The sequence below is a fragment of the Micromonospora sp. C28SCA-DRY-2 genome (genome assembly GCF_030519475.1).
Lineage (GTDB): Bacteria > Actinomycetota > Actinomycetes > Mycobacteriales > Micromonosporaceae > Micromonospora.
In genome coordinates, this window is record NZ_JAUMKD010000010.1 from 22,289 (window position 1) to 47,047 (window position 24,759).

Below are 24,759 nucleotides of genomic sequence, written 5' to 3' on the forward strand. Positions count from 1 at the left end.
CGTGGACGCGGCCCGGCTCAAGCAGAGCTGGTCCCTGGTCGCCGCGCACGGCGACCAGGTGCCGCTCTATTTCTATTCCACGCTGTTCCTGGCCCACCCGGAGACCCGGCAGATGTTCCCGACGAACATGGCCGGGCAGCGTGACCGGTTGGTGACCGCGCTGGGGCACATCGTGTCCAACGTGGACCAGGTGGACCGGCTGGTCGGGTTCCTGCAGGATCTCGGCGCCGACCACCGCAAGTTCGCGGTGCGCGCGGAGCACTACCCGGCGGTCGGGGAGGCGCTGCTGGCGACGTTGCAGCACTTCCTCGGCGAGCAGTGGACCGACGAGCTGGCCCAGGACTGGGCCGGCGCGTACGGGCTGGTGTCGCAGGTGATGATCGAGGCCGCGCAGGCCGCCGAGGCGGTCAACCCGCCGTGGTGGGTGGCGGAGATCGTCGGGCACGAGCGGCGGGCGTTCGACGTGGCGGTGTTGACGCTGCGTCCGCAGTACCTGTTGCCGTTCACGCCGGGTCAGTCGATCGGGGTGTCCCACCCGTCGGTGCGGTCGTGGCGGTACTACTCGCCGGCGAACGCGCCGCGCGCCGACGGCACCCTGGAGCTGCACGTCCGGGCGGCGCCCGGCGGGGCGGTGTCGTCGCGGCTGGTGTACGGGTGCGCGGTGGGTGACCAGATCCACCTGGCCGCACCGGTGGGTGACCGGCTGACGTTGTGGTCGGCCGGCTCCGCGGATCTGCTGCTGCTGGCCAGCGGCACCGGCTGGGCGCCGGTGAAGGCGCTGGTGGAGCAGGTCGCGGCGGAGGGTTCGCGGCGCAAGGTCGACCTGTACGTGGGGGCCCGCTCGCGCACCGAGTTCTACGACAACGACGCGATCGACAAGCTGGCGTCGTCGTACCCGTGGCTGACCGTGACCTACGTGGTGGGCACGGACCTGCACCGGCCGGGGGAGTTCGTGCACGCGGTGGACCGGGCGCTGGCCGACGGTGACTGGCGGTCCCGGCACGTGTACGTGTGCGGTTCCGACGAGATGGTGTCGTACTCGACGGCGGCGCTGACCCGGGCCGGCTACCACGCCGGTCAGTTGCACCACGAAGGGCTGGGCAAGCACTGGTACGGCCCGGCGTGGCGCACCGCGGTGGATCAGGTGTCCACCCCTGACAGTTCCGGGGGTTCCCGGTGAGCGCGAGGAGTGAGCTTGCGAGCCCCGCAGCGCGAACGGAAGGCGGCACGGTGAGCGCGAGCAGTGAGCTTGCGAGCCCCGCAGCGCGAACGGAAGGCGGCACGGTGAGCGCGAGGAGTGAGCTTGCGAGCCCCGCAGCCGCGAACGAAAGGCGGTCCCGTTGACGACTCCGATCGGCCGGTATGACGGTGTGCAGGTCTCCGGCGGTGTGCAGGTACGGATGACGGCCGACCGGGTGCGTCGGTGGGAGTTCGGGTCCGCGTCGTTCACCCGGCGCGGCTACGACCAGGCCGACGTGGACCGGTTCCGGATGCAGGTGGCCGACGAGCTGGACCTGCTCTCCGCACAGATCGCCACCCTGCGGGCGGAGAACGAGCGGCTCACCGACCGGGTGGAGCTGCACCGGCACGGGGTGATCCCGAGTGCCGGGGCGGAGGCGAAGCTGCCGGCGGCGAAGGAGGTGAACCTGCTCTCGGCGGCGCAGCGGGAGGCCGAGCAGATCATCGCGCAGGCGCACGACTACGCGCGGCGGGTCGCCGAGTACGCCCGGGTGCAGTACGAGAGTTACGTGCAGGCGGCGGCGGAGGAGGCGAAGCAGGAGGCCGAGCGGGCGGTGCAGGACTACCGCTCGGCGGCCGGGTCGAGCTTCGACGACGGGGTCGCCACCCGGGAGGCGCTGCGCATCTACGGCGAGATGATGATCTCCCACATGCAGGCCGCGGCGCGGCACCTGGACGACGGCAGCGAGCACCTGGCCCGCACCATGGACCGGCTGGTCGGTCAGGGCGGTACGGCGGTGCGCGCCGGCGCCGGGCAGGGTGCCCTGCCCCGGCACCAGCAGCGCTGAGCCGGTGGCCGGCCCGCCAGCGGCGGGCCGGCCACCGCCGCGGTGAACCCGTGGTGTGCCGGTGCCAGAGGGGTGGTCAGCGTCCGTTGCGCAGGTAGGCGCGCAGCGACAGCGGGACGAAGATCACCAGTAGCGCGGCCGACCAGAGCAGGACGGCGGTCACCGGGTGCGCCAGTGGCCAGGCCACGTGTGCGGGCGGGGCGCCCGGGTTGCCGAACAGTTCCCGTGCGGCGGCGGTGAGCGCGCTCACCGGGTTCCAGTCGGCCAGCAGGCGCAGCCAGCCGGGCATGCCGTCGGTCGGGACGAACGCGTTCGACAGCATCGTGAACGGCAGGAACAGCGGCACCATCGCGTCGGCGACCTGGTCGTTCTTCACCGCCAGGCCCAGCCAGACGCCCACCCAGCTCAGCGCGTACCGCAGGACGATCATCAGCAGGAACGCCTGGGCGGTGGGGATCAGGCCGCGATGCGGCTGCCAGCCCACCAGCAGGCCCGCGCCCACCATGACGGCCAGCATCAGCAGGCCGGTCAGCAGGTCGGCGCCGGTCTGCCCGAACGGCACCGCGGAGCGCGCCATCGGCATGGAACGGAACCGGTCCATCACCCCGCGGGAGGCGTCGGTGGCCGTGCGCGTCATCACTCCCATGACCGCGCCGAAGGTCACCATCGCGAACAGGCCGGGCATGAGGTACTCGCGGTAGTCGCCGCCGTCGGGCACCTGGATCGCGCTGCCGAAGACGTACCCGAACAGCACCACCATGACGGCCGGGAAGAGCAGCGCCGCGACGAGTTCGCCGGGATCGTGTCGCAGCCGTCCGAGTTCGCGGCCGACCAGGGTCAGCCCGTCGGTGAACGTCCACCGCAGGCGGTGGCCCAGCGTCGGGGCGAGGTCGGTCATCGGACCAGCTCCTTGCGGTCGGTGAGGCGCAGGAACACCTCGTCGAGGGTGGGGCGGCGCAGCCGTACGTCGGCCGCGGCGACGCCGGCGCGGTCGAGCTCGCGGACGATCTCGGCGAGCCGGAGGCCGCGACCGGGGAGGGCGACGCTGAGCCGGTCGGCGCCGCTGGTCGTGGGATCGGTCCCGGCCAGGGCTTTCAGCACGGTCACCGCCGGGCGCAGGGCGGCGGGGTCGTCGAGGACGACGTCGAGGCGGTCGCCGATGGTGGCCTTCAGCTCGTCGGGTGTGCCCGTGGCGATCACCTGTCCGTGGTCGACGACGGCGATGTCGTCGGCGAGCTGGTCGGCCTCGTCCAGGTACTGCGTGGTGAGCAGCACCGTGCTGCCCTGCGCCACCAGCTCGCGGACGTTGTCCCAGATCTCGCCGCGGCTGCGCGGGTCCAGGCCGGTGGTCGGCTCGTCGAGGAAGAGCACCTCGGGGCGCAGGATGAGGCTGGTGACCAGGTCGAGGCGGCGCCGCATGCCCCCGGAGTAGCCGCTGACCCGCCGATCGGCGGCGTCCACCAGACCGAGGCGTTCGAGCAGCTCGTCGGCGCGCCGGTGCGCCTCGCGCCGGGACAGGTGGCAGAGGCGCGCGAACATGCGCAGGTTGGCGCGGCCGGTGAGCTTCTCGTCCACGGCGGCGTACTGGCCCGCGAGGCCGATCCGCTTGCGCACCTCGCCCGCCTCGCGCACGACGTCGTGTCCGGCGACGCGGGCGTGCCCGGCGTCGGGCTCGGACAGGGTCGCCAGGATGCGCACCGCTGTGGTCTTTCCCGCGCCGTTGGGCCCGAGCAGGCCGCAGACCGTTCCCTTCGGGACGGTCAGGTCCAGGCCGCGCAGGGCGTGGGTCGAGCCGTACGACTTGTGCAGCCCTTCGGCGACCACGATCGGATCGGTCACGAGCCCTCCACTGGGTACGTTGTACGCGGTTATGGCGGCCAGGCTAGATTACTGGGTACGATGTACGCAACTGGAGGGGCGAGAGGTGACCGACGCGGAGTACGTGAACATCTGGATGCGGCCCGAGCGCCCCGCCCGCGGGCCGAAGCCGGTCTACAGTCGCGCGCAGATCACCGAGGCGGCCGTCCGGATCGCCGACGCCGAAGGGCTGGAGGCCGCCACCATGCGGCGGATCGCCGCCGAGATCGGCGCCGGCGCGATGTCCCTCTACCGGTACGTCCCGAGCCGCGACGATCTGGTCGCGCTGATGGCCGACCGGCTGATGGGCGAGATCGACGTCACGGGCCTGCCCTCGGGTGACTGGCGCGCCGACCTGACCCGCTACGCCGACGGGCTGCGCGCCATGTGGCTGAGACACCCGTGGATCGCCGGCGTGCAGCGGTCACTGCCCAGCTTCGGCCCCAACCAGCTGCTCCTGATCGAACGGCTGATGGGAGTGCTCGACCCCTTCGTCTCCATCGACGAGAACCTCAGCCTCGTGGGCATGCTGAACGGCTACGTCGAGGGCACCGTCCGCGAGGAGATCAGCTCGGCCGAGGAGTTCCGCCGCAGCGGGCTCAGCGAGTCGGAGTGGATGGCGCGCAGCTACCCGTACGTCGACCGGCTGGTGAAGAGCGGGGAGTACCCGATCTTCACCAAGATCGTGATGGAGGCGCGCCAGCCGCACCTGAGCCGCGACGAGCAGTTCCGGTACGGGCTCCGGCGCGTCCTGGACTGCATCGCCCTGGCCCTGCCGTCCACGGCCGAGCCTGCGGCGCTCCGAGCGGGGCGCGACGAGCGGGACGGGCCAGGGGCAGGCTCCTGGTCGACCAGCGGCGGGGCGTCAGGCGCGACCCAGTAGCTTCCCGGCTGGGGTGTCGGCGCCGCTGCGACCCGGGTCGGCCCGGCGACGGGGTCAGGATGTGGTGACGGCGGCGACCGCCTCGCCGATCGGGGTGTCCCCGCCGACGAGTTCCAGGATCATGCCGGCGGTCGCCGGGGCGTAGAGCAGGGCGACCAGCACCCGCGCGACGTCGGTGCGGGTGACCGCGCCGCGGGGCGCCCGCCGCTGAAGGGTGATCCGCCCGGTCGGCGGGTCGTCGGTGAGCCGGCCCGGCCGCAGCACCGTCCAGTCGAGGTCCCGGCCGGTGACGTCGTCCTCGGCGGCCTTCTTCGCCCGCAGGTACGCGGCGAACACCTCGTCGGTGCCGGGGCGCGGTTCGCCCTCCACCCCCATCGAGGAGACCAGCAGATAGCGACGGACGCCGGCGCGCTGGGCGGCGTCGGCGAGCAGCACGGCGGCGGCCCGGTCGACGGTGTCCTTGCGGGCGGCGCCGCTGCCCGGGCCGGCGCCGGCGGCGAAGACCACCGCGTCGGCGCCATCGAGGTGCCCGGCGAGCTCGTCGACCCCGAGGTGCTCCAGGTCGGCCACGACCGGGTGGGCACCGGCGGCGCTCAGCGCGGCGGCGTGGTCGGGGTTGCGGATCAGACCGACGGCGGTGTCGCCCCGGCCGGTGAGTTCCCGCAGCAGCAGCCGGGCGATCTTGCCGTGTCCTCCGGCGATGACGACGCGCATACCTGCAACCTAGCCGGCCCGCCCCGCCCGCGCGGGTCGGCCGGCTCGCCCGCTGACGCGCCGCGGGTGGTCGCCGGGGTGCGGGCGGGTGCAGCATGGACGGGTGACCGAGACGATCGACGCGCTGGCCGAGCTGGTGGGCGCCGGTGGTGTCGTGGTGCTCAGCGGGGCGGGACTGTCCACCGAGTCGGGCATCCCGGACTACCGGGGGCCCAGCGGCGCGGCCCGCCGGCACACCCCGATGACGTACCAGACGTTCACCCGCGACGTCGAGGCGCGGCGGCGCTACTGGGCGCGCAGCCACCTGGGGTGGCGGACCATCGCCCGGGCGGCCCCGAACGACGGGCACCGGGCGGTGGCCCGGTTGCAGCGCGCCGGCCTGGTCGAGGCGGTCATCACCCAGAACGTCGACGGGCTGCACACCGCCGCCGGCAGCGCGCCGGTGGTGGAGCTGCACGGCCGCCTCGACGAGGTGGTCTGCCTCGACTGCGGCAACCAGACCTCCCGGGAGGAGCTGGACCGGCGGCTGCGGGAGGCGAACCCCGGCTTCGACGCCCGGGTCGACGCGGTCAACCCGGACGGCGACGTGGAGCTCCCCGACGCCGAGGTAGCCCGGTTCCGGGTGGTGGACTGCACCTTCTGCGGCACCGGCACGCTGAAGCCCGACGTGGTGTTCTTCGGCGAGACGGTGCCGGCGCCGCGGGTGGCGCACTGCTTCGACCTGGTGCACCGGGCCCGGCTGCTGCTGGTGCTGGGCTCGTCGTTGACGGTGATGTCCGGGCGGCGGTTCGTGCTGCGCGCCGCCAAGCTGGGCATCCCGGTGGTGATCGTCAACCAGGGGGAGACCCGCGGTGACGGGTACGCGGCGCTGACCGTGGACGCGCCGCTGGGCCGGCTGCTGCCCGCGCTGGCCGACCGGACCATCGGCGACCTGCCCGCCGACCCGGGCAGCTCCCGCCCGGCCGCCGGGCCCGCCGAACCGGAGGGCGCCCGGCCGGTGGCCGGGCCCGTCGGCGCGGCGGCAGCCGGCTAGCCCTCGCGCACCCGCCCGTCGGGCGGCTGCGGCGCACGACCGGCCTCGCGGTCGCCCGGGTCAGGCGGCGGGCGGGAACTGATCGAGGCCGGCACGCCGGTCAGGTGGCCGGTGGCGCGACGAAGCGGGGCTGGTCGAGCACCCAGCGCCAGGTGCCGTCGGGCTGGCGGCGGGCCACCTCCGCGGTGACCGAGCCGTCATCGAGGCGGGTGGAGGTCAACGCCAGCTCCCCGGCGTACAGGGTGGGCTGCGGCTGGCCGGGGGTGAAGGTGGGGCCGTCGGCGAGCATCTGCTCGAACGCGGCCCGGATCTGGTCGGCGCCGGCCGCGGGTCCGGCGGGGGTGGCGAACACCCCGTCGGGCTCGTAGAGGGCGACGAGACCCTCGACGTCGCGGGCGTTGGCGCGGGCGACGAAGAATCGCCCCAGGTCGTCCGGGCTGGTCGCCGGCTCGGTCATGGGCACCTCCTGCGGTGTGCGCGACTACCTCCATGATCGGGGACGGGGGTACGACATCGGCCCGAAACACCGACGCTGGTAGCGTTGACCTTCGCCGGTACCACCCACGCGGGAGAGACCGCCCACAGCAGCACGGGCGGCGCCGAAGGGGCATATCCTCCCCGGAACCTCTCAGGCAAAAGGACCGCGGGGGCAGGCACTGTGGAGCGCTGCGCGGGCGCGACTCAGGGGGAGGCCGACCCGTCGACCTCGCCTCCCGGGAGCGCAGCCCATGACAGAGCAGTTCGCCGCCCGCCACATCGGCCCCGATCCGGACGACGAGCGCCGGATGCTGGAAACGGTCGGATACGGCTCGATCGACGAGTTGATGGACGCCGCCATCCCGGAGGTGATCCGCTGGCACGGCACCCTCGACCTGCCGGCGCCGGCCACCGAGCAGCAGGCGATCGCCGAGCTGCGCGCGCTGGCGGCCCGCAACACCGTCGCCGTGTCCATGATCGGCCTGGGCTACCACGGCACGCACACCCCGGCGGTGATCCGCCGCAACGTGCTGGAGGACCCGGCCTGGTACACGGCGTACACGCCGTACCAGCCGGAGATCAGCCAGGGCCGGCTGGAGGCGTTGCTGAACTTCCAGACCATGGTGACCGACCTGACCGGCCTGGCCACCGCCAACGCCTCGATGCTCGACGAGGGCACCGCCGCGGCCGAGGCGATGACCCTGGCCCGCCGGGCGTCGAAGAGCAAGAGCCCGGTGTACGTGGTCGACGCCGACACCCTGCCGCAGACCATCGCGGTGATCGCCAGCCGGGCCGAGCCGCTCGGCATCGAGGTGCGGGTGCTGGACGTGGCCGCCGACGAGCTGCCGGGCGAGTTCTTCGGTCTGCACCTGCAGTACCCGGGCGCGTCCGGGGCGGTCCGCGACCAGGCCGCCCTGGTCGAGGCGGCGCACGCCGCCGGGGCGCTGGTCACCGTGGCGGCGGACCTGCTGGCGTTGACCCTGCTGCGCCCGCCGGGGGAGATCGGCGCCGACATCGCCGCCGGCACCACCCAGCGCTTCGGCGTGCCGATGGGTTTCGGCGGCCCGCACGCCGGCTACCTGGCGGTCCGCTCCGGGCTGGAGCGGATGCTGCCCGGCCGGCTGGTCGGGGTGTCCCGTGACGCCGACGGCAACCCCGCGTACCGGCTGGCGTTGCAGACCCGCGAGCAGCACATCCGGCGGGAGAAGGCGACCAGCAACATCTGCACCGCGCAGGTGCTGCTCGCCGTGATGGCCGGCATGTACGCCGTCTACCACGGCCCGGACGGGCTGCGGGCCATCGCCCGGCGTACCCACGAGATGGCGGCGCGGCTCGCGGCCGGGCTGCGCGCCGGCGGGGTGGACGTCGCGGACGCCGCGTTCTTCGACACCGTCACCGCGACGGTGCCCGGCCGCGCGGCCGAGGTGGTCGCCGCCGCGGCCGAGCGGCGGGTGAACCTGCGGCTGGTCGACGCCGACCGGGTGGGCATCGCCTGCGACGAGACCACCACGGTGGCGCACCTGGAGGCGGTGTGGGCGGCGTTCGGCGTGCCCGCCTTCGCCGGCGCCGGCGACCCGGCGTTGCCGGCGACGCTGGCCCGCACCTCGGACTTCCTCACCCACCCGGTGTTCCGCAGCCACCACTCCGAGACGGCGATGCTGCGCTACCTGCGGCGGCTCTCGGACTTCGACTACGCCCTGGACCGGGGCATGATCCCGCTCGGCTCGTGCACGATGAAGCTCAACGCGACCACCGAGATGGAGCCGGTGAGCTGGGCGGAGTTCGCCCACATCCACCCGTTCGCGCCGGCGGAGCAGACCGCCGGCTACCGGGAGATGATCGCCCAGCTGGAGGGCTGGCTGGCCGAGGTGACCGGCTACGACGCGGTCAGCGTGCAGCCCAACGCCGGTTCCCAGGGTGAGCTGGCCGGGCTGCTGGCCATCCGCTCGTACCACGCCTCGCGGGGTGAGGGGCACCGGGACGTGTGCCTGATCCCGTCGTCGGCGCACGGCACCAACGCCGCCAGCGCGGTGATGGCCGGCATGCGGGTGGTGGTGGTCGGCTGCGACGCCGACGGCAACGTCGACCTGGTCGACCTCGACGCGAAGATCGACAAGCACCGGGACGCGCTCGCCGCGATCATGGTGACGTACCCGTCGACGCACGGGGTGTACGAGACCGGCATCGCGCAGCTGTGCGCGAAGGTCCACGAGGCCGGCGGGCAGGTGTACGTCGACGGCGCGAACCTCAACGCGCTGGTCGGGTTCGCCAAGCCGGGCCGGTTCGGGGCGGACGTGTCGCACCTGAACCTGCACAAGACGTTCTGCATCCCGCACGGCGGCGGCGGGCCGGGGGTCGGCCCGGTGGCGGTGCGGGCGCACCTGGCGCCGTTCCTGCCCGGCGACCCGCTGGGCGGTCACGTCGACGGCCGGCCGGCCATCTCGGCGGCGAAGTACGGGTCGGCGGGGATCCTGCCGATCCCGTGGGCGTACCTGCGGATGATGGGCGCGGCCGGGCTGACCCGGGCCACCGGGGTGGCGGTGCTCGCGGCGAACTACGTGGCGGCGCGGCTGCGCGCCCACTACCCGGTGCTGTACGCCGGCAACAAGGGCCTGGTGGCGCACGAGTGCATCCTCGACCTGCGGCCGCTGACCAGGGCGACCGGGGTGAGCGTGGACGACGTGGCGAAGCGGCTGATCGACTACGGCTTCCACGCCCCGACCATGTCGTTCCCGGTGGCGGGGACGCTGATGGTGGAGCCGACGGAGAGCGAGGACCTGGCCGAGCTGGACCGGTTCTGCGACGCGATGATCGCCATCCGGGCGGAGATCGACAAGGTGGGTGCGGGGGAGTGGCCGGCCGGCGACAACCCCCTGGCGAACGCGCCGCACACCGCGGCGATGGTCAGCGGCGACGACTGGCCGCACCCGTACCCGCGGTCGGTGGGCGCGTACCCGGGCGGGGTGGACCGGGTCGGGAAGTACTGGCCGCCGGTGCGGCGGATCGACGGCGCGTACGGCGACCGGAACCTGGTCTGCTCGTGCCCGTCGCCGGAGGCGTTCGAGAGCTGACGTCGCGGGACGCCGGGGCGGTCATGGGTGCCGCCCCGGCGGGTACGCCGACCTGCCGGCGAGTGTCCCGACCGGGGGACTAGCCTGGGCCGACGCGAAGAGTTACGTGACGGAGCGTGACAGGTCAGGCGACAAGGGCGTGCCGGGCGGGCCCGCGGTGCGGGGCGATGGTGCGGCCGTCGGGGAGCAGTTCACCGGTGTCCTCGAAGACGATGACACCGTTGCAGAGCAGGCTCCAGCCCTGCTCAGGGAAGCAGGCGATGACCCGGGCGGCCTCCCGGTCGGTCGCCTCGGCGGAGGGGCAGGTGGGTTGGTGCTGGCACATCGGGTTCTCCGGACTGTGGGGGCACTGTGTCATGGTTCACATGACCAGTGACGCACAGTACCAAGCGAAAGTGGCCAACATCGAGCAGATGTGCGCGTGGTCGACGGGAAATCCACTGAACGGACGAGGCAGATTGGGCCGGACGGCGTGGAAACGCTCCCAAGCGAGAGGCTGATCGATGTGCCGGCGGCGCCCGCCGGCTGCCGCCGTACGCTGGTCGAACGCGCCCGGTGGGAGTGGCGGCCCGCCGACGGCGGCGACCCGGCCGCCCGCGCCGAGGAGTTCCTCGCCGCCCACGGCGTGCCGCTGCACGACCTGGCCCGCCCGGCCGCCCGGCACGACCCGACCGGGGCGTGCGGGGCCGCGCTCTACGTCTCCGCCGCCGCCGGCGCGCTGCTGGCCGGCGGCCCGCCCGGCGCCGCCAACCCGGCCGACCTGCCGGAGGTCGCCGTGGTCGTCTACGGCCACACCCCGACGCCGCCGGCGCCCGCGCCGCCGCCGGCCGGCTGGTGGCTCGGCGACTGGGCGGAGAGCTGGACGCCCGGCCAGCACGCCGACGCGGTGCGCGCCGTGCGCGCGGCCATCGGTCGCGGCGACGTCTACCAGGTCAACGTGGTCGGCCACGCCGCCGCCCGGTACGCCGGCGACCCGCTGCCGGCGCTGGCCCGCCTCGGCGCGCTGCCCGGCGCCCGCTACGGCGGCACCCTCGCCGGCGCCGGCTGGGCGATCGGCTGCGCCTCCCCGGAGACCCTGGTCGAGCTGGCCGACGGCCGGCTGGTCACCCGCCCGATCAAGGGCACCCGCCCGGCCACCGCCGCCGGCCGCGCCGAACTGCTCGCCTCGGCCAAGGAACGCGCCGAACACGTGATGATCGTCGACCTGGAACGCAACGACCTGGCCCGGCTGGCCCGCACCGGCACCGTCCGGGTGGACGAGCTGTTCGCCGTACGCCGCTGGTGCGACCTGTGGCAGGCCGAGTCCACCGTCTCCGCGGCGGTGGCCGACGGGCTCGGCCTGGCCGACCTGCTGCGCGCGGTCTGCCCCGGCGGGTCGGTCACCGGCGCGCCGAAGCTCGCCGCGCTGGACCGGATCGCCGCCCTGGAGCCGGTCGGCCGGGGCGCCAGCATGGGCGCGCTCGGCTGGGTCGCGCCGGGCCGGATCGACCTGGGGCTGACCATCCGCACCGCCGCCGCCGACGGCGACCGGGTGCACGTCTGGGCCGGCGGCGGCATTACCTGGGACAGCGACCCGGACGCCGAGGTCGCCGAGGCGGCCGCCAAGACCGCCCCCGTCCGCGCCACCCTCGCCGCCCGCTGACCCCCTTCCCTGTCGGTGCCCCCCGGTACGGTGGCCGCCGGGTCGCCTTTCGCGTTGATCATGAGGTTGGCGGGGTGAGATGTCCGTTCCCGCACGGCCAACCTCATGATCAACGGAGGGTGTCGAGGGTGCGGTTGTGGGTGAGGAGGTCGGGGTGGGGTCAGGAGACCAGGTGGCGGAGTTGGTGGTGGCCGACGCCGCTGCGTGGCGGGAGTGGCTGGCCGCGCACCACGACAACGTGGCGGCGGTGTGGCTGGTGCTCGCCCGGCAGGGCACGACGCGACCGACCAGCCTCAGCTACGACCAGGCGCTCGAGGAGGCGCTCTGCCACGGCTGGATCGACGGCCAGGCCGGGCGCCGCGACGAGCACACCTACCGGATACGGTTCACCCCGCGGCGGGCCCGCAGCCCGTGGTCGGCGCGCAACGTCGACCTCGCCACCCGGCTGATCGACGAAGGGCGGATGCGTCCGGCCGGGATGGCCGAGGTCGAGCGCGCCCGGGCCGACGGCCGGTGGGACGCGGCCTACCCGGGGCAGGCCAGCGCCCAGGTGCCCGACGACCTGGCCGCCGCGCTGGCCGCGCAGCCCCGGGCACGGGCGATGTTCGACATCCTCACCGCCCAGAACCGGTACGCCGTCCTGTACCGGGTCGGCAGCGCCAAGCGCGCCGACACCCGGGCCCGGCGGATCGCCCAGTTCGTCGACATGCTCGCCCGCGGCGAGACGATCCACCCGCAGCGGCGCACCCTCGACGACTGAGACCCGCCCGCGGTCGTCCGGCCGGCACGGGCGCGGGACCGCGGGCGGGTCTCAGCCCACCGGAGGCCGGGGCGCCGAGCACCCGGGTGTGCGGCGTTCAGCGGCGGTCGGCGAACCCGTCCAGCGCGGCCAGCACCCGGGCGCCGATGCCGTGGCCGGCGCCGTGCCCGGCGGCGTCCAGCAGCTCCAGGCGGGCGTCCGGCCACGCCTGCGCCAGCCGCCAGGGGATCTCGGGCGGGCTGCTGATGTCGAGCCGGCCGTGCAGCAGCACCCCGGGGATGCCGGCGAGCCGGCCCGCCTCGCCCAACAGCTGGCCGTCGGGCAGGAAGGCGGCGTGCCGCCAGTAGTGGGTGACCAGCCGCGCGAAGGCCATCCGGAACACCGGGTCGGCGTAGCGGGGGTCGGGGCGGTGGCCGGGGACGGTGCCGACGTGGGTGTCCTCCCAGGCGCACCAGTCCCGGGCGGCCCGCTCGCGCACCGCCGGGTCCGCGTCGGCCAGCAGCCGGGCGTACGCGTCGGCGAGGTCGCCGTCGCGGTCGGCCGGGGGCACCCCGTCGCGGAAGCGGACCCACTCGGCCGGGAAGATCCGCCCCATCTCCCGGGTGATCCACTCGACCTCCCGGCGGCTGGTGGTGACCACGCTGAACAGCACCAGCTCGCTGACCCGCTCCGGGTGGCGCTGGGCGTAGGCCAGGCCGAGGGTGGAGCCCCAGGACGCGCCGAGCACCAGCCAGCGGTCCACGCCCAGGTGCGCGCGCAGCCGCTCGATGTCGGCGATCAGGTGGTCGGTGGTGTTGACGGACAGGTCGACCGCCGGGTCGGCGGCGTGCGGGCGGCTGCGGCCGCAGCCACGCTGGTCGAACAGGACCACCCGGTAGCGGGCCGGGTCGAAGTAGCGCCGCCAGCCCGGCGTGGCGCCGGAGCCGGGGCCGCCGTGCAGCACCACCGCCGGCTTGCCCTCCGGGTTGCCGCAGGTCTCCCAGTACACGAGCTGGCCGTCGCCCACGTCGAGCAGCCCATGCGCGTACGGCTCCACCGCTTCGTACATCCCGTCCTCCCTCAGATACAACAGCGCTGTTACATTAGCGGGGTGACGGAACTGCCGGACCGGGAGGCGGTGGGGACGCTGCTGCGGCACGTCCTGGAGGTGCTCGACGGCGACGTGGCCGCCGTCTACGCCGAGCGGGGCCTGGCCGACTACCGGCCCCGGTTCTCCCCGCCGCTGCGGGTGCTGGTCGCCGACGGGCCGCTGCCCATCCGGGACCTGGCCCGCCGGGTCGGGGTCACCCACTCGGCGGCCAGCCAGACCGTTGCGCAGATGGCCCGGGCCGGCCTGGTCGAGCTGGCCCCCGGCGCGGACGCCCGGCACCGGATCGTGCACCTGACCGACCGGGCCCGCGAGCTGCTGCCGGTCATCGAGGCCGAGTGGGCGGCCACCACCGCTGCGCTGCGCGACCTGGACGCCGAACTGCCGGTGCCACTGGCCGACCTGCTGCGCGCGGTGCTCGCCGCGGTGGACCGCCGGCCCCTGCGCCGGCGCATCGCCGACGCCGGCCTGCCCCCACCGCGCTGACCTGCGTCGACCGGGCCTGCGGCGCCGGCCGCCCGATGCCCGACCTGGCCGGCCGCCACGGACGCCGGGGACGACCGCGGGGGCGCCACCGGCGTCGGTGGCACCCCCACGGCGGCCGGTCAGCGGCTCAGCCGCCGGTAGCGGCGCACCGACAGCGGCAGGAACACCGCGATCAGCAGCAACGGCCAGACCACGGCGAGGGCGACGGCGTGCTGCGCGGCGAACGACTCACCGCCCCAGCCGGGATTGCCGAACAGTTCCCGGCCGGCCGCCACCGTCGCCGACAGCGGGTTCCACTCGGCCAGCGCGGCCAGCCAGCCCGGCATCGTCTCCGGCGGCACGTACGCGTTGGAGGTGAACCCGACCGGCCAGACCAGGATCTGCAACGCCACCACCGACTCGGGCCGGCGCAGCAGCAGCGCCAGGTAGATGCCGACCCAGATCAGCGCGACCCGCAGCAGCAGGAGCAGCCCGACCGCGGCCAGCGCGGGGGCGAGGCCGTTGCGCCACTGCCAGCCGACCAGCCAGCCGCAGCCGAGCATCACCGCCAGGCCGGCGGCGGAGTGCAGCAGGTCGGCGGCGGCCCGGCCGGTCACCACCGCCGACGGGGCCATCGGCAGCGACCGAAACCGGTCGGTGACCCCGCGGGCGGTGTCGGTGGCCACCGCCGCGTAGGTGGCCTCGATGCCGAAGGCCATCGTCATGGCGAACAGGCCGGGCAGCAGGAACTCGCGGTAGTCGCCGCCGCCGGGCACCGACATCGCCCCGCCGAACAGGTAGCCGAACATCAGCACCAGCAGCACGGGGAAGAGCAGCCCGACGACCAGCTGCCCGGGTTGGCGGGCCCAGTGCCGCAGCGCCCGGCCGGTGAGCACGGCGCTGTCGGTGACCGCCCAGCGCAGCCGGTGCGGGGCGAGGGTGAGGCTGCTCATACGGTCACCTTCCGGGTGGTCGAGGTGTCGGTGAGGCGCAGGAACACCTCGTCGAGGGTGGGGCGGCGCACGGCCACGTCGGCGACGCCGACGCCGTCCAGCGCGCGCAGCACGGCGGCCAGCGCGGCTACCCGGTCGCCGACCGGGACGCTGATCCGCAGCGCGGCCGGGTCGACGCTCGGGGTGGCGCAGGTGGCGGCGGCGACCAGGGCGGCGGCCCGGTCGAGATCGGCGGCGCGGTCGCACACCACGTCGAGCCGGTCGCCGCCGAGGTCGTTCTTGAGCTGGTCGGGGGTGCCGGCGGCGACCACCCGGCCGCCGTCGATCACCCGGATGCTGTCGGCGAGCTGGTCGGCCTCCTCCAGGTACTGGGTGGTCAGCAGCACGGTGGTGCCCTCGGCGACGAGGTCGCGTACGGCGTCCCACACCTCGCTGCGCCCGCGCGGGTCGAGCCCGGTGGTGGGCTCGTCGAGGAAGAGCACGCCGGGGGCGAGGACCAGGCTGGCGGCCAGGTCGAGCCGGCGGCGCATGCCACCGGAGTAGCCGGAGACCGGCCGGGTGCCGGTGTCGGCCAGGCCGAAGCGGTCGAGCAGTTCGTCGGCGCGGGCCCGCGCGGCGCGCGCCGGCAGGTGGTGCAGCCGGCCGAAGAGGACGAGGTTCTGCCGGCCGCTAAGCACCTCGTCGACCGCGGCGTGCTGCCCGACCAGGCCGATCGCGGCGCGCACCCGGTCGGGGTGGCGCGCCACGTCGTGCCCGGCGACCCGGGCCCGGCCGGCGTCGGGTCGCAGCAGGGTGGTGAGGATCCGCACCGCGGTGGTCTTGCCCGCCCCGTTGGGGCCGAGCAGGGCGCAGACCTGCCCGGCCGGCACCGCCAGGTCCAGCCCGGCCAGGGCCTCGGTGTCGCCGTACCGCTTGCGCAGCCCGTCGGCCTCGATGGCCGGTGTGTCGATGTGCATCAGCGCTCCCGTCTCCCGAATCGGCGCGCCGTACAGCGTACCGTACGACGTACGGTACAGGCGACGGTAAAGTGCCGGGGGTGACGACGGAGTACAGCGGCACCGGCGACCCGGCCCGCAGCCTCGCCCTGCTGTGGCGCACCCGGGAACGGGTCAGCCGCAAGGGGCGGCCCGACCTGAGCGTCGACCGGATCGTCCGGGCCGCGATCGAGGTCGCCGACACCGAGGGGCTCGCCGCGCTGTCCATGCGCCGGGTCGCCGAGCGCCTCGGGGTGGGCACCATGAGCCTCTACACGTACGTGCCGGGCAAGGGCGAACTGCTCGACGTCATGCTCGACACCGTCTACGGCGAGACCGCCCGCCCCGAGGACGTGCCCGGCGGGTGGCGGGGCCGGCTCGAACAGATCGCCCGGGAGACCCGGGCGCTGTACCTGCGCCACCCCTGGCTGCTGCAGGTCGCCACCACCCGCCCACCGCTGGGCCCCAACGTGATCGCCCGCTACGAGTACGAGCTGCGCGCCGTCGACGGCATCGGCCTGACCGACCTGGAGATGGACGCCGTGGTCACGCTGATCTCCGGGTTCGTGCACGGCGCGGTACGCGGCGCGGTGGAGGCCGCCCAGGCCGCCGAGCGCACCGGGATGACCGAGGACCAGTGGTGGCAGGCGCACGCCCCGTACCTGGAGAAGGCGATGGACCCGCGCCGCTTCCCGGTCGCCGCGCGGGTCGGCGCCGCCGCCGGCGAGGAGTACCAGGCCGCCGGCGACCCGGCGCGCGCCTTCGAGTTCGGGCTGCACCGCATCCTCGACGGCATCGAGGTGCTGATCCGCGACCGCCCGGGCGGTGGCGCCCCGCCGGCCGCCGGATAATCTTGCCGGCATGACGATGCGGCCCATCCGGATCATCGGCGACCCGGTGCTGCGCACCCCGTGCGAGCCGGTGACCAGCTTCGACGCCGAACTGCGCGCCCTGGTCAGCGACCTGATGGACACCCTGCTCGGCGCGCCCGGACGCGCCGGCGTGGCGGCCAACCAGATCGGGGTCAGCGCCCAGGTGTTCGTCTACGACGCCGACGGCCACCGCGGCCACCTGGTCAACCCGACCCTGGAGCTGTCCGAGGAAACCCAGGACGACGACGAGGGCTGCCTGTCCATCCCCGGGCTCTACTTCCCGACCCGGCGGGCGCTGCACGCCACCGCGCACGGTTTCGACCAGCACGGCGAGCCGCTGACCATCTCCGGGAGCGGGTTCCTGGCCCGCGCCCTGCAACACGAGACCGACCACCTGACCGGCCGGCTCTACGTCGACACCCTGCGCGGTGACGTCCGCCGCCGGGCGCTGCGGGAGATCCGCGCTGGCCAGTTCGACTCGCCCACCCGGCGCGGCTGACCCGCGTCCGGTGACGGGTGCGGGGGCGGCCAGCCGACCGCCCCCGCGGCCGGTCACTTCGGCGGGGGCGCCACCAGGCACACCGCTGTCGAGGTGTTGCCGGCGTCGTCGACACCGGTGATGACCGCGTCACCGCGCAACGTCACCTTGTAGTCGATGTCGCCGGTGCCGTCCTTGACCCGCGACTGCGCGCCCGGCGCCTGCACCAGCTTGATCTTCGTGCCGGCCGGGAACGGGCCGAACCGCACCGTCGGGTCCGCGGCGTCGCCGATGAACACCTCCACCGCGGTGTCCACGATGTCGGTGGAGGTCAGCTGGTAGAAGCCGTCCGGGTTGTCCGAGCCGGGGGTGTTGTCGCCGCCGGGGTTGTTGGTCGGCACGCACCCCGTCGCCGGCGCGGTGGTGTCGACCACCCGCATCACCGCGGTGTCGCTGCCGGTGTTGCCGGCCGCGTCGGTGGCGGTGCAGGTGACAGTGGTGGCGCCGAGCGGGAACGTGGCCCCCGGCGGCGGCGCGCAGGTCGGGGTCAGCGGCCCGTCGACGTTGTCGGTGGCCGAGGCCGGGTAGTCGATCACCGCGGCGGCCGGGCTGGTCGCCTCCACCGTACGGTCGTCGACGACCACCACCGGCGGGGTGACGTCGTTGATCCGCACGGCGATCCGCTGGGTGAACGCCGGCCCGCCGGAGAGGCCGTTGAGCAGGAACTGCACCGTGCAGTGCAGCACCGCGCCCTGGGCGGCGTCGGCCGCCACCGTGACGGTCTCCGCGAACGGCACGTCGGTGCCGGACTGCTGGGTCCGCGACGGCGCGTCGAAGCCCACCGACAGCCCCGGGTCGCAGCCGGTCACCGTCGGGGTGACCGTGACGTCGAGGTCGCGCAGGCCGGCGAGGATCGCCGCGGTCACCGTGTCGGGGGAGCTGCCCACCAGCTGGCCGCCGGTGGCCGCGACCAGCGCGCTGGCCTGCCCGGTGGCGTCCAGGCCGCCACCGCCGCCGGAGACGTTCACCGCCAGCAGCCGGGCCTCGTCGGCCTGCAACGCCGCGGCCGCCTGCGCGGCGGTGCGCCCGTTGCTCGGGTCGTGGCTGGGCGCGTCTCCGACCAGCACCACGATCCGGCTGCTGCCCGTCCGGTAGCCGATCGCCCCTTCGGAGACCTCTACCAGGGCGTTCACCCACGCCTCCGGGGTGTCCCCGCCGCCGCCGGCGGCGAGCCCGTCCACCGCGTCCTGCAGCGCGGTGGCGTCGTCGGTGAGGTCCTGCCGGACCCGGAACAGTTCGGCGCCGTCGCCGGTGTCGCGGTAGGAGGCCACCGCGAAGTGCGCGCCGGGCTGCGCCGTGCGCACGTCGGTGATGACCTGTTGCAGGTTGGTGCGGACGTTGGCGATCGCCCCGCCCATGCTGCCGGTCGTGTCGACCAGCAGCACCACGTCGGGCTTCGGCGGGATCGGCGGGGTGGAGACCACCTTCGCCACCGGGATCGACGTGCCCGGGTCGGCGTCGCGGTCGACGGTTGCCGGGCTCACCCCGGGCGCGGCCAGCGCGGGGGTCGCCAACCCGGTCACCGCGGCCGTCACACCGGCCGCCACGATCACCCAGCGTGATCGTCGCCGCGGTCCTGCTGCTGTTGCCATGCGTTGCTCCCTCAGCTCCGCCGCGCCCGGATCGCGCGGCCTCTGCCGCCCGACGCTAGGGCTGCCGCCGGCTTCCGCCGGTCCGACACAAGCCCAGGTCAGCGTCGGGTTTCCGACCTCGCATCAGCGCCGGACGTGCCGCCGGAGAGGGTTTCGCGTCACGGTTGGGCCGGTCGTCCGGTCCGCACCGCCGGCCGGCCCGCCCGCCCCGACGGACGGTCCGTCATCGACCGACAACGGTCGGTCAGGACAGCCGGGCGGTCAGCGTGTACTCGCCGTAGTCGGCGACGCGGGTGAAGCCGAGCCGGTCGTAGAGCCGCAGCGCGGCCGTGTTGTCGGCCTTGACGTTCAACGTGACGTGATCGACCTGGCCGCGCAGCCGCCCGCACAGGGCGGCCACCGCCGCCCCGGCCAGGCCCCGGCCGCGGACCAGCGGATGGGTGGTGACGTTGCCCAGCGCCGCGACCCGGTAGGCGGGGGAGTACACGTGCACCCCGGCCACCGCCACCAGCTCGTCGCCGTCGCGCACCCCCACATACTGGCCGGTGTCCAGCATCCGCGGGTCGAACCAGTTGCCCGGGTAGGCGGCCGCGTAGAGCCGGCGCAGCGCCGGCAGGTCACCGGCGTGCAGCACCACCCCGGCCGGGGTCACCGTGGTCAGCCGGGCCGGGTCGGTCAGCGCCATCTTGTGGTGCCCGCCGGCCGCGCCGAGGGTGAACCCGCCGGCCAGCGCCGGCTCCAGACCGGGGGACAGGTGCGCGTACAGCCGGGCCGGCAGCACCGGCGCCAGCTCGCGCAGCAGCGCCGCCAGCGCCGGCACCCGGGCCGGCGCGGCGAACGCCAGCAGGGTGGGCGGGTCGGCGCCGTGGTACAGCAACGCCACCTCGTCGCCGCGGCGGAACCACGAGGTGTACGGCCAGAAGAAGTCGTCCAGGTCGCCCAACTGGTAGGCGTGCAGCACCGGATCCCGGCCCAGCAGTCGCGCCAGGACGGCCCGGTCGTGTTCCGCGCGCACCGGCACCCGCCGATGATCACACACCGGGTGCCGGGGCCCGCCGGCCGGTCAGCCGGCCAGCCACTGGTCGTAGCCGAGCTTGCCGACCAGCGCCAGCACCACCACCAGCAGCACCAGCCGCACGAACCCGGCGCCGCGGCGCAACGCCATCCGCGCCCCCAGCACCGCCCCGGCGATGTTGCACACCGCCATGCCCGCGCCCAACAGCCACCACACGTGCCCGGTCGCCGCGAACACCACCAGCGCGCCCAGGTTCGTGCCGGCGTTGACCACCTTCGCCATCGCCGAGCCGTGCACGAAGTCCGCGCCGATCAGCGCGGTGAACGCCAGCACCAGGAACGTGCCGGTGCCCGGGCCGATCAGCCCGTCGTACAGGGCGATGCCCACGCCGGCCACCGCCACCGCCGCCACCACCCGCTTCGGGGTGCGCCGCTGCGGTGCCGCCACCACCCCGAGCCGGGGCCGCAGCAACACGAACACCGCCACCGACACCAGCACCACCAGCACCACCGGCCGGTACGCCGACCCCGGCACGCTGCCGGCCAGCGCCGCGCCCAGCCCGGCGCAGAGCACCGCCAACCCGGCCGCCGGCCCGGCCACCGCCCAGTCGAGCTTGGTACGCCGCGCGTACGTCACCGCCGCGGTCGTGGTCCCCGCGATCGCCGCCAGCTTGTTCGTGCCCAGCGCGGTGGCCACCGGCACCCCCGGCGCCCCCACCAGCAGCGCCGGCAACAGCAGCAGACCGCCGCCGCCCACCACCGCGTCGACCCAGCCGGCCATGGCGGCCGCGGCGAGCAGGGTGGTCAGCGATACGGGGTCCACGGGCCGCCATTCTTCCCACCGGCACCCCGGCGACGAGACCGTCTGTGGCCAGCCTCACCAGCACCGACACCCCGCCCGACGCGGCGCGAACCGGCCGGCTGACATCGGGGCGGGAGAGAGCACCTCAGCGGCCGCGCCGGCGGCGCAGCCAGACACCCACCGCGCCGACCGCCACGAACAGCAGCGCCGAACACAGCAACACCCTGAGCACCGGGCAACTGTGCCACGGCATCGTAGGGTGCAAACGTGCGCCTGGCCACGTTCAACCTGCTGCACGGCCGTTCCCTCACCGACGGCCTGGTCGACCCCGACCGCCTCACCGCCGCCGTCACCGCCCTGGACGCCGACATCCTCGCCCTGCAGGAGGTCGACCGCGACCAGAGCCGCAGCGGCAAACTCGACCTCACCGCCATCGCCGCCCGCGCCCTCGACGCCCCCGAACACCGCTTCGCCGCTGCCGTCGTCGGCACCCCCGGCGAGACGTTCCGCCCCCTCACCCACGACGACGACGGGCACGGCGAACCCTGCTACGGCATCGGACTGGTCAGCCGCCACCCGGTACGCGGCTGGCGGGTCACCCGGCTGCGCCCCGCGCCGGTCCGCTCACCGGTCTACGTCCCCGGCCCCGGCGGTGGGCTCGTCCTGCTCCACGACGAACCCCGCGTGCTGCTCGCCGCGATCCTCGACACCCCCCACGGCCCGCTCACCGTCGCCGCCACCCACCTGTCCTTCGTCCCCGGCTGGAACGCCCACCAGCTGCGCCAGGTCGTCCGCGCCCTGCGCACCCTGCCCGCCCCCCGCATCCTGCTCGGCGACCTGAACCTGCCCGCCTGGGCCGCCCGCCTCGTCTCCGGCTGGCGACCCCTGGGCCGCCGCCCCACCTACCCCGCCGGGCAACCCCGGGTGCAACTCGACCACGTCCTCGCCGACCGGCAGGGCATCGACCAGCTACCACCGGTCACCGGCGTGCACACCCCACTGTCCACCATCTCCGACCACCGCCCCCTGCTGGTCGACCTCGGCTGAACCGGTCAGCGGCAACTCGGGCCACGACCCCTTACCACAAGAATTCCTCAAGCTCATTGCGTCAGTGATCCATGCCGATCATGCTGGTCCAAACCGCGTCACGGTCAACCAGTCCTCGCCATGGAGGCCACGTGAGACGCCGAAACATCCTCATCGCACTGTCCACGCTCCTCGCCGTCAGCCTCGTCGCCACCCCGGCCAGCGCCCGACAGCAGGACACCCCCGCACCCCACCAGGTCACCGACCTCACCGTCGACCAGGCCGACGGATACGCCACCCTCGCCTGGCAGCCGGTCCCCGACGCCACCGACTACCAGATCGAACGCACCGCCGTCGACGCCACCGACACCCCCACCGGCCCGCCCACCATCGTCGGCATCTGGCGCCCCAACCGGCAGATCAACCAGACCTCACCCACCTTCGCCGACGCCGGCTTCCACCCCGGCGACCGGTTCCGCTGGCGGGTCCGCGCCCGCATCGGCACCACCGAACAGCCCTGGTCCGAGCCCGTCGCCGGCACCACCACCGCACCCTGGGGCAACCCCGACACCCCGGGCGAACAGCTGCGCACCCAGTGGGAGACCACCCGCGCCGCCCAGTACACCAGCGACACCGACGAGTACGCCTACACCGCCGCCATCGACCAACTCAGCGACCGGGTCCGCGTCGTCGAGATCGGCCGCACCGTCCGCGACCGGCCGATCAACATGTTCGTCATCGGATACCCGACCCCGCCGGCCACCCCGGCCGCCGTCGCCGCCACCGCACCGGTCGCCATCAACTGCAACGTCCACGGCAACGAACCCGGCGACCGCGAAGCCTGCCTCATCATGGCCCGGCAACTCGCCTTCAGCACCGACCAGCGCGTCACCGACCTGCTCAGCCACACCACCGTCCTGATCGTGCCCACCATCAACGGTGACGGCCGCGCCGCCAACACCCGCGGCAACTCCACCGGCCAGGACCTCAACCGCGACTACTCGCTCATCCGCCAACCCGAGACCGCCGCGTACGTCGCCATGATCCGCGACTACCGGCCCGTCGCCGGCTACGACGGCCACGAGTACGGCAACTCCCGCGCCGGCGACCTGCCCATGCTGCCGCCCCGCCACCAGAACGTCGCCCAGTCCATCTTCGACGAGTCCCAGGACATGATCGAAGGGCACATGTACCGCGAGGGCGCCCAGGCCGGCTGGTGGGCCTGCCCCTACGGCTGCGAAGGCGGCGGCAACGTCGGCCTCAGCGAGGAAACCATCCTGCGCAACACCCTCGGCCTGAAGAACGTCGTCAACAGCCTGCTCGAACTGCGCAGCTCCGGCGGCCAGACCCGACCCGACGAGGGCAACACCGCCAACAACCGGCGCCGCAAGACCTACTCGGCGCTGTGGACGTTCCACCAGTTCCTCGACTACCACCGCGCCCAACTGGCCGACATCACCACCGCCCGCGCCCAGGCCATCACCGGCCAGGCCGCCAACACCGGCCGGCTGGTCTTCCGCGGCTCCCGACCCATCCCCGCCCACCCGGCGCCGCACCCCGGCGACAGCCCACCACCGCTGGACGCCCCCCGACCCGACCTCATCCTCGACAACCCGCCGTGCGCCTACCGGCTCACCGAGGAGCAGTACCACGGCGCCCGCACCGACGGACCCGGCGGCACCGGCACCACCGTCGCCCAACGCCTCGCCGCGCACGGCTGGAAGGTCGTCAAGACCGGCGACAGCTACTACGTACCCCTCAACCAACCCGAACGCGGCCTCATCCCGCTGCTGCTCGACGCCCAGGGCGTGGAGAACCTCACCGACGGCGAACGCGTCTACCCGACCCTCACCGGCAAGCGAACCGGACCCCTGACCGTCACCGGCTTCGCCTGCCTGGCCGGCGCCACCGTCACCGGCCCGGTCACCGTCCGCCCCGGCGCCACCCTCGTCGCCACCGGCAGCACCATCACCGGCCCGGTCACCGCCACCGGCGCCGCCGGCGTCCTGCTCGCCGACAGCACCGTCACCGGCCCCGTCCGGATCACCGGCACCACCGACGCGATCTCCCTGATCGACGTCACCGTCACCGGCCCGGTCGACCTGGCCCGCAACACCACCGGCGCCGACACGCCGCTGCTCGCCGGCACCACCGTCCGCGGCCCGCTGACCTGCGCCGGCAACGCCCCCGCACCGATCAACCTCGGCATCACCAACACCGTCCACGGACCCCGCACCGACCAGTGCGCGGCCCTGTGACACCCACCCGGTAACCCGGTGCCGGCAGGGCGGCGCGGCACGCCGCCCTGCCGGCACCACCACACCCCGTGGAGGCCGCCGTGCCGCACCCCCGCACCGCACCCGCCCTCGCCGCCGCGGCCCTGCTGCTCGCCGCCACCGCCTGCACCGCCGACGACAGCGCCCGCCCCGCGCCGGCCCCGGCCACCGCCGTCGCGGTCACCGGCCCGCTCTGCGCCGCCCTACCCACCGGCAGCGAACCCGGCAACCCCACCTTCCTCGCCGGCCAACCCGCCGAGGCGGCCCTGACCTGGATGCCCACCCTCACCACCTTCGAGGCGGCGCTACGCACCAGCGGCGCCCTCACCGGCCTCGACACCACCGGCGGGATCACCATCCTCGCGCCCACCGACGACGCCTTCGCCGCCAAGTTCTCCGACGACACCTGGGACACCCTGATGACCCGGGACCACCAGAAACTGCGCACCCTCGTCACCGCGCACCTCATCGCCGGCGCCCACACCGTCGACGAACTCGCCGCCGCCGGCACCACCCGCACCCTCGACGGCACCACCCTCACCGTCACCCGCACCGGCCCGACCACCCGCTTCGGCGGCAAGGCCGACGCCGTCTGCGCCGACTACCAGGCCGCCCGCGCCCGCATCCACATCGTCGACACCGTCCTCGGCCCCCTGCCCACCACCGCCGACGGCACCGGCCACCGCGCCCACTGAG

At 74.6% G+C, this 24,759-nt stretch carries 24 protein-coding genes and 1 riboswitch; of the genes, 13 read left to right on the top strand and 11 right to left on the bottom strand.

Translation table 11 applies throughout. From position 1 onward, the window contains the following. Position 1 precedes the first annotated feature (1 nt). Together Q3W71_RS28725 and Q3W71_RS28730 are read left to right on the top strand one after the other, a co-directional pair. On the top strand, positions 2 to 1,180 hold the full coding sequence (locus tag Q3W71_RS28725) for a globin domain-containing protein (RefSeq protein ID WP_302922598.1): 1,179 nt from the start codon (positions 2 to 4) through the stop codon (positions 1,178 to 1,180). A 160-nt stretch (positions 1,181 to 1,340) separates the two neighbouring features. Then, positions 1,341 to 2,027: a DivIVA domain-containing protein gene (locus Q3W71_RS28730; protein WP_302922599.1), complete on the top strand. Its 687-nt coding sequence runs from the start codon at positions 1,341 to 1,343 to the stop codon at positions 2,025 to 2,027. 76 nt (positions 2,028 to 2,103) lie between these two features. Here the strand turns inward: Q3W71_RS28730 and Q3W71_RS28735 are convergent, their stop codons facing one another. Both Q3W71_RS28735 and Q3W71_RS28740 read right to left on the bottom strand, forming a co-directional pair. Then, positions 2,104 to 2,925 (bottom strand): ABC transporter permease, encoded by an 822-nt coding sequence (locus Q3W71_RS28735; protein ID WP_302922600.1) that lies wholly within the window; start codon positions 2,923 to 2,925, stop codon positions 2,104 to 2,106. Further along, the gene (locus Q3W71_RS28740; RefSeq protein ID WP_302922800.1) at positions 2,922 to 3,899 is read right to left on the bottom strand and encodes an ATP-binding cassette domain-containing protein; all 978 of its coding nucleotides are present in this window, start codon (positions 3,897 to 3,899) and stop codon (positions 2,922 to 2,924) included. The genes Q3W71_RS28735 and Q3W71_RS28740 overlap by 4 nt, the downstream gene beginning before the upstream one ends. Before the next feature lie 52 nt (positions 3,900 to 3,951). Here Q3W71_RS28740 and Q3W71_RS28745 point away from each other — a divergent pair, with 52 nt between their 5' ends. Continuing rightward, positions 3,952 to 4,767 carry a TetR/AcrR family transcriptional regulator gene (locus Q3W71_RS28745; protein ID WP_302922601.1) on the top strand — a complete coding sequence of 272 codons (816 nt, stop codon included), beginning with the start codon at positions 3,952 to 3,954 and terminating at the stop codon, positions 4,765 to 4,767. Positions 4,768 to 4,821: 54 nt separating this feature from the next. On the opposite strand, the gene Q3W71_RS28750 is transcribed toward Q3W71_RS28745, so the two are convergent. Then, positions 4,822 to 5,481 carry an NAD(P)H-binding protein gene (locus tag Q3W71_RS28750; RefSeq protein WP_302922602.1) on the bottom strand — a complete coding sequence of 220 codons (660 nt, stop codon included), beginning with the start codon at positions 5,479 to 5,481 and terminating at the stop codon, positions 4,822 to 4,824. A 103-nt stretch (positions 5,482 to 5,584) separates the two neighbouring features. On the opposite strand from Q3W71_RS28750, the gene Q3W71_RS28755 reads away from it, so the two are divergent. Continuing rightward, a complete protein-coding gene (locus Q3W71_RS28755) occupies positions 5,585 to 6,514 on the top strand; it encodes an NAD-dependent protein deacetylase (protein ID WP_302922603.1) in 930 nt (309 codons plus the stop codon). A 100-nt stretch (positions 6,515 to 6,614) separates the two neighbouring features. Here the strand turns inward: Q3W71_RS28755 and Q3W71_RS28760 are convergent, their stop codons facing one another. Beyond that, positions 6,615 to 6,971: a nuclear transport factor 2 family protein gene (locus tag Q3W71_RS28760; protein WP_302922604.1), complete on the bottom strand. Its 357-nt coding sequence runs from the start codon at positions 6,969 to 6,971 to the stop codon at positions 6,615 to 6,617. 99 nt (positions 6,972 to 7,070) lie between these two features. After that, positions 7,071 to 7,168, top strand: a riboswitch (glycine riboswitch). A gap of 74 nt (positions 7,169 to 7,242) precedes the next feature. Between Q3W71_RS28760 and gcvP the strand changes: the two genes are divergently transcribed. Continuing rightward, positions 7,243 to 10,062, top strand: a complete 2,820-nt coding sequence (gcvP, locus tag Q3W71_RS28765) for an aminomethyl-transferring glycine dehydrogenase (RefSeq protein WP_302922605.1) — start codon at positions 7,243 to 7,245, stop codon at positions 10,060 to 10,062. Positions 10,063 to 10,186: 124 nt separating this feature from the next. On the opposite strand, the gene Q3W71_RS28770 is transcribed toward gcvP, so the two are convergent. After that, positions 10,187 to 10,387 carry a DUF5999 family protein gene (locus tag Q3W71_RS28770; protein WP_088993863.1) on the bottom strand — a complete coding sequence of 67 codons (201 nt, stop codon included), beginning with the start codon at positions 10,385 to 10,387 and terminating at the stop codon, positions 10,187 to 10,189. A gap of 96 nt (positions 10,388 to 10,483) precedes the next feature. Between Q3W71_RS28770 and Q3W71_RS28775 the strand changes: the two genes are divergently transcribed. After that, positions 10,484 to 11,704 (top strand): chorismate-binding protein, encoded by a 1,221-nt coding sequence (locus Q3W71_RS28775; protein WP_302922606.1) that lies wholly within the window; start codon positions 10,484 to 10,486, stop codon positions 11,702 to 11,704. 136 nt (positions 11,705 to 11,840) lie between these two features. Continuing rightward, complete coding sequence (locus Q3W71_RS28780) at positions 11,841 to 12,464, top strand: YdeI family protein (protein ID WP_302922607.1); 624 nt, start codon at positions 11,841 to 11,843, stop codon at positions 12,462 to 12,464. A 97-nt stretch (positions 12,465 to 12,561) separates the two neighbouring features. On the opposite strand, the gene pip is transcribed toward Q3W71_RS28780, so the two are convergent. Then, on the bottom strand, positions 12,562 to 13,512 hold the full coding sequence (gene pip / locus Q3W71_RS28785) for a prolyl aminopeptidase (RefSeq protein WP_302922608.1): 951 nt from the start codon (positions 13,510 to 13,512) through the stop codon (positions 12,562 to 12,564). Positions 13,513 to 13,554: 42 nt separating this feature from the next. Here pip and Q3W71_RS28790 point away from each other — a divergent pair, with 42 nt between their 5' ends. Beyond that, positions 13,555 to 14,037, top strand: coding sequence for a MarR family winged helix-turn-helix transcriptional regulator (locus Q3W71_RS28790; protein WP_302922609.1), 483 nt, complete (start codon positions 13,555 to 13,557; stop codon positions 14,035 to 14,037). 119 nt (positions 14,038 to 14,156) lie between these two features. Here Q3W71_RS28790 and Q3W71_RS28795 read toward each other — a convergent pair whose 3' ends face one another. Together Q3W71_RS28795 and Q3W71_RS28800 are read right to left on the bottom strand one after the other, a co-directional pair. Beyond that, on the bottom strand, positions 14,157 to 14,969 hold the full coding sequence (locus tag Q3W71_RS28795; RefSeq protein ID WP_302922610.1) for an ABC transporter permease: 813 nt from the start codon (positions 14,967 to 14,969) through the stop codon (positions 14,157 to 14,159). Continuing rightward, positions 14,966 to 15,925, bottom strand: a complete 960-nt coding sequence (locus Q3W71_RS28800) for an ATP-binding cassette domain-containing protein (protein WP_302922611.1) — start codon at positions 15,923 to 15,925, stop codon at positions 14,966 to 14,968. Before Q3W71_RS28800 ends, Q3W71_RS28795 begins: the two co-directional genes overlap by 4 nt. An 80-nt stretch (positions 15,926 to 16,005) precedes the next feature. Between Q3W71_RS28800 and Q3W71_RS28805 the strand changes: the two genes are divergently transcribed. Together Q3W71_RS28805 and def are read left to right on the top strand one after the other, a co-directional pair. After that, positions 16,006 to 16,794: a TetR/AcrR family transcriptional regulator gene (locus tag Q3W71_RS28805; protein ID WP_302922612.1), complete on the top strand. Its 789-nt coding sequence runs from the start codon at positions 16,006 to 16,008 to the stop codon at positions 16,792 to 16,794. A gap of 10 nt (positions 16,795 to 16,804) precedes the next feature. Beyond that, positions 16,805 to 17,314 carry a peptide deformylase gene (gene def, locus Q3W71_RS28810; RefSeq protein WP_302922613.1) on the top strand — a complete coding sequence of 170 codons (510 nt, stop codon included), beginning with the start codon at positions 16,805 to 16,807 and terminating at the stop codon, positions 17,312 to 17,314. Between the two features lie 53 nt (positions 17,315 to 17,367). Here def and Q3W71_RS28815 read toward each other — a convergent pair whose 3' ends face one another. The 3 genes from Q3W71_RS28815 to Q3W71_RS28825 form a co-directional block, all read right to left on the bottom strand. After that, positions 17,368 to 18,945, bottom strand: a complete 1,578-nt coding sequence (locus tag Q3W71_RS28815; RefSeq protein WP_302922614.1) for a VWA domain-containing protein — start codon at positions 18,943 to 18,945, stop codon at positions 17,368 to 17,370. A 244-nt stretch (positions 18,946 to 19,189) separates the two neighbouring features. Further along, a complete protein-coding gene (locus tag Q3W71_RS28820) occupies positions 19,190 to 19,966 on the bottom strand; it encodes a GNAT family N-acetyltransferase (protein ID WP_302922615.1) in 777 nt (258 codons plus the stop codon). Between the two features lie 42 nt (positions 19,967 to 20,008). Further along, positions 20,009 to 20,782: a TSUP family transporter gene (locus Q3W71_RS28825; RefSeq protein WP_302922616.1), complete on the bottom strand. Its 774-nt coding sequence runs from the start codon at positions 20,780 to 20,782 to the stop codon at positions 20,009 to 20,011. Positions 20,783 to 21,028: 246 nt separating this feature from the next. Here Q3W71_RS28825 and Q3W71_RS28830 point away from each other — a divergent pair, with 246 nt between their 5' ends. The 3 genes from Q3W71_RS28830 (at position 21,029) to Q3W71_RS28840 (ending at position 24,758) form a co-directional block, all read left to right on the top strand. Continuing rightward, positions 21,029 to 21,808 carry an endonuclease/exonuclease/phosphatase family protein gene (locus Q3W71_RS28830; RefSeq protein ID WP_302922617.1) on the top strand — a complete coding sequence of 260 codons (780 nt, stop codon included), beginning with the start codon at positions 21,029 to 21,031 and terminating at the stop codon, positions 21,806 to 21,808. Positions 21,809 to 21,939: 131 nt separating this feature from the next. Then, on the top strand, positions 21,940 to 24,045 hold the full coding sequence (locus Q3W71_RS28835) for a M14 family zinc carboxypeptidase (RefSeq protein WP_302922618.1): 2,106 nt from the start codon (positions 21,940 to 21,942) through the stop codon (positions 24,043 to 24,045). Positions 24,046 to 24,125: 80 nt separating this feature from the next. Continuing rightward, a complete protein-coding gene (locus tag Q3W71_RS28840) occupies positions 24,126 to 24,758 on the top strand; it encodes a fasciclin domain-containing protein (protein ID WP_302922619.1) in 633 nt (210 codons plus the stop codon). Position 24,759 lies beyond the last annotated feature (1 nt).

Excerpts from the sequence above, each read along its gene's own strand:
- Q3W71_RS28795 (WP_302922610.1), bottom strand. The coding sequence starts at position 14,969 with ATGAGCAGCCTCACCCTCGCCCCGCACCGGCTGCGCTGGGCGGTCACC.
- Q3W71_RS28800 (WP_302922611.1), bottom strand. The coding sequence starts at position 15,925 with ATGCACATCGACACACCGGCCATCGAGGCCGACGGGCTGCGCAAGCGG.
- Q3W71_RS28750 (WP_302922602.1), bottom strand. The coding sequence starts at position 5,481 with ATGCGCGTCGTCATCGCCGGAGGACACGGCAAGATCGCCCGGCTGCTG.
- def (WP_302922613.1), top strand. The coding sequence starts at position 16,805 with ATGACGATGCGGCCCATCCGGATCATCGGCGACCCGGTGCTGCGCACC.
- Q3W71_RS28770 (WP_088993863.1), bottom strand. The coding sequence starts at position 10,387 with ATGTGCCAGCACCAACCCACCTGCCCCTCCGCCGAGGCGACCGACCGG.
- Q3W71_RS28815 (WP_302922614.1), bottom strand. The coding sequence starts at position 18,945 with ATGGCAACAGCAGCAGGACCGCGGCGACGATCACGCTGGGTGATCGTG.
- Q3W71_RS28760 (WP_302922604.1), bottom strand. The coding sequence starts at position 6,971 with ATGACCGAGCCGGCGACCAGCCCGGACGACCTGGGGCGATTCTTCGTC.
- pip (WP_302922608.1), bottom strand. The coding sequence starts at position 13,512 with ATGTACGAAGCGGTGGAGCCGTACGCGCATGGGCTGCTCGACGTGGGC.
- gcvP (WP_302922605.1), top strand. The coding sequence starts at position 7,243 with ATGACAGAGCAGTTCGCCGCCCGCCACATCGGCCCCGATCCGGACGAC.
- Q3W71_RS28735 (WP_302922600.1), bottom strand. The coding sequence starts at position 2,925 with ATGACCGACCTCGCCCCGACGCTGGGCCACCGCCTGCGGTGGACGTTC.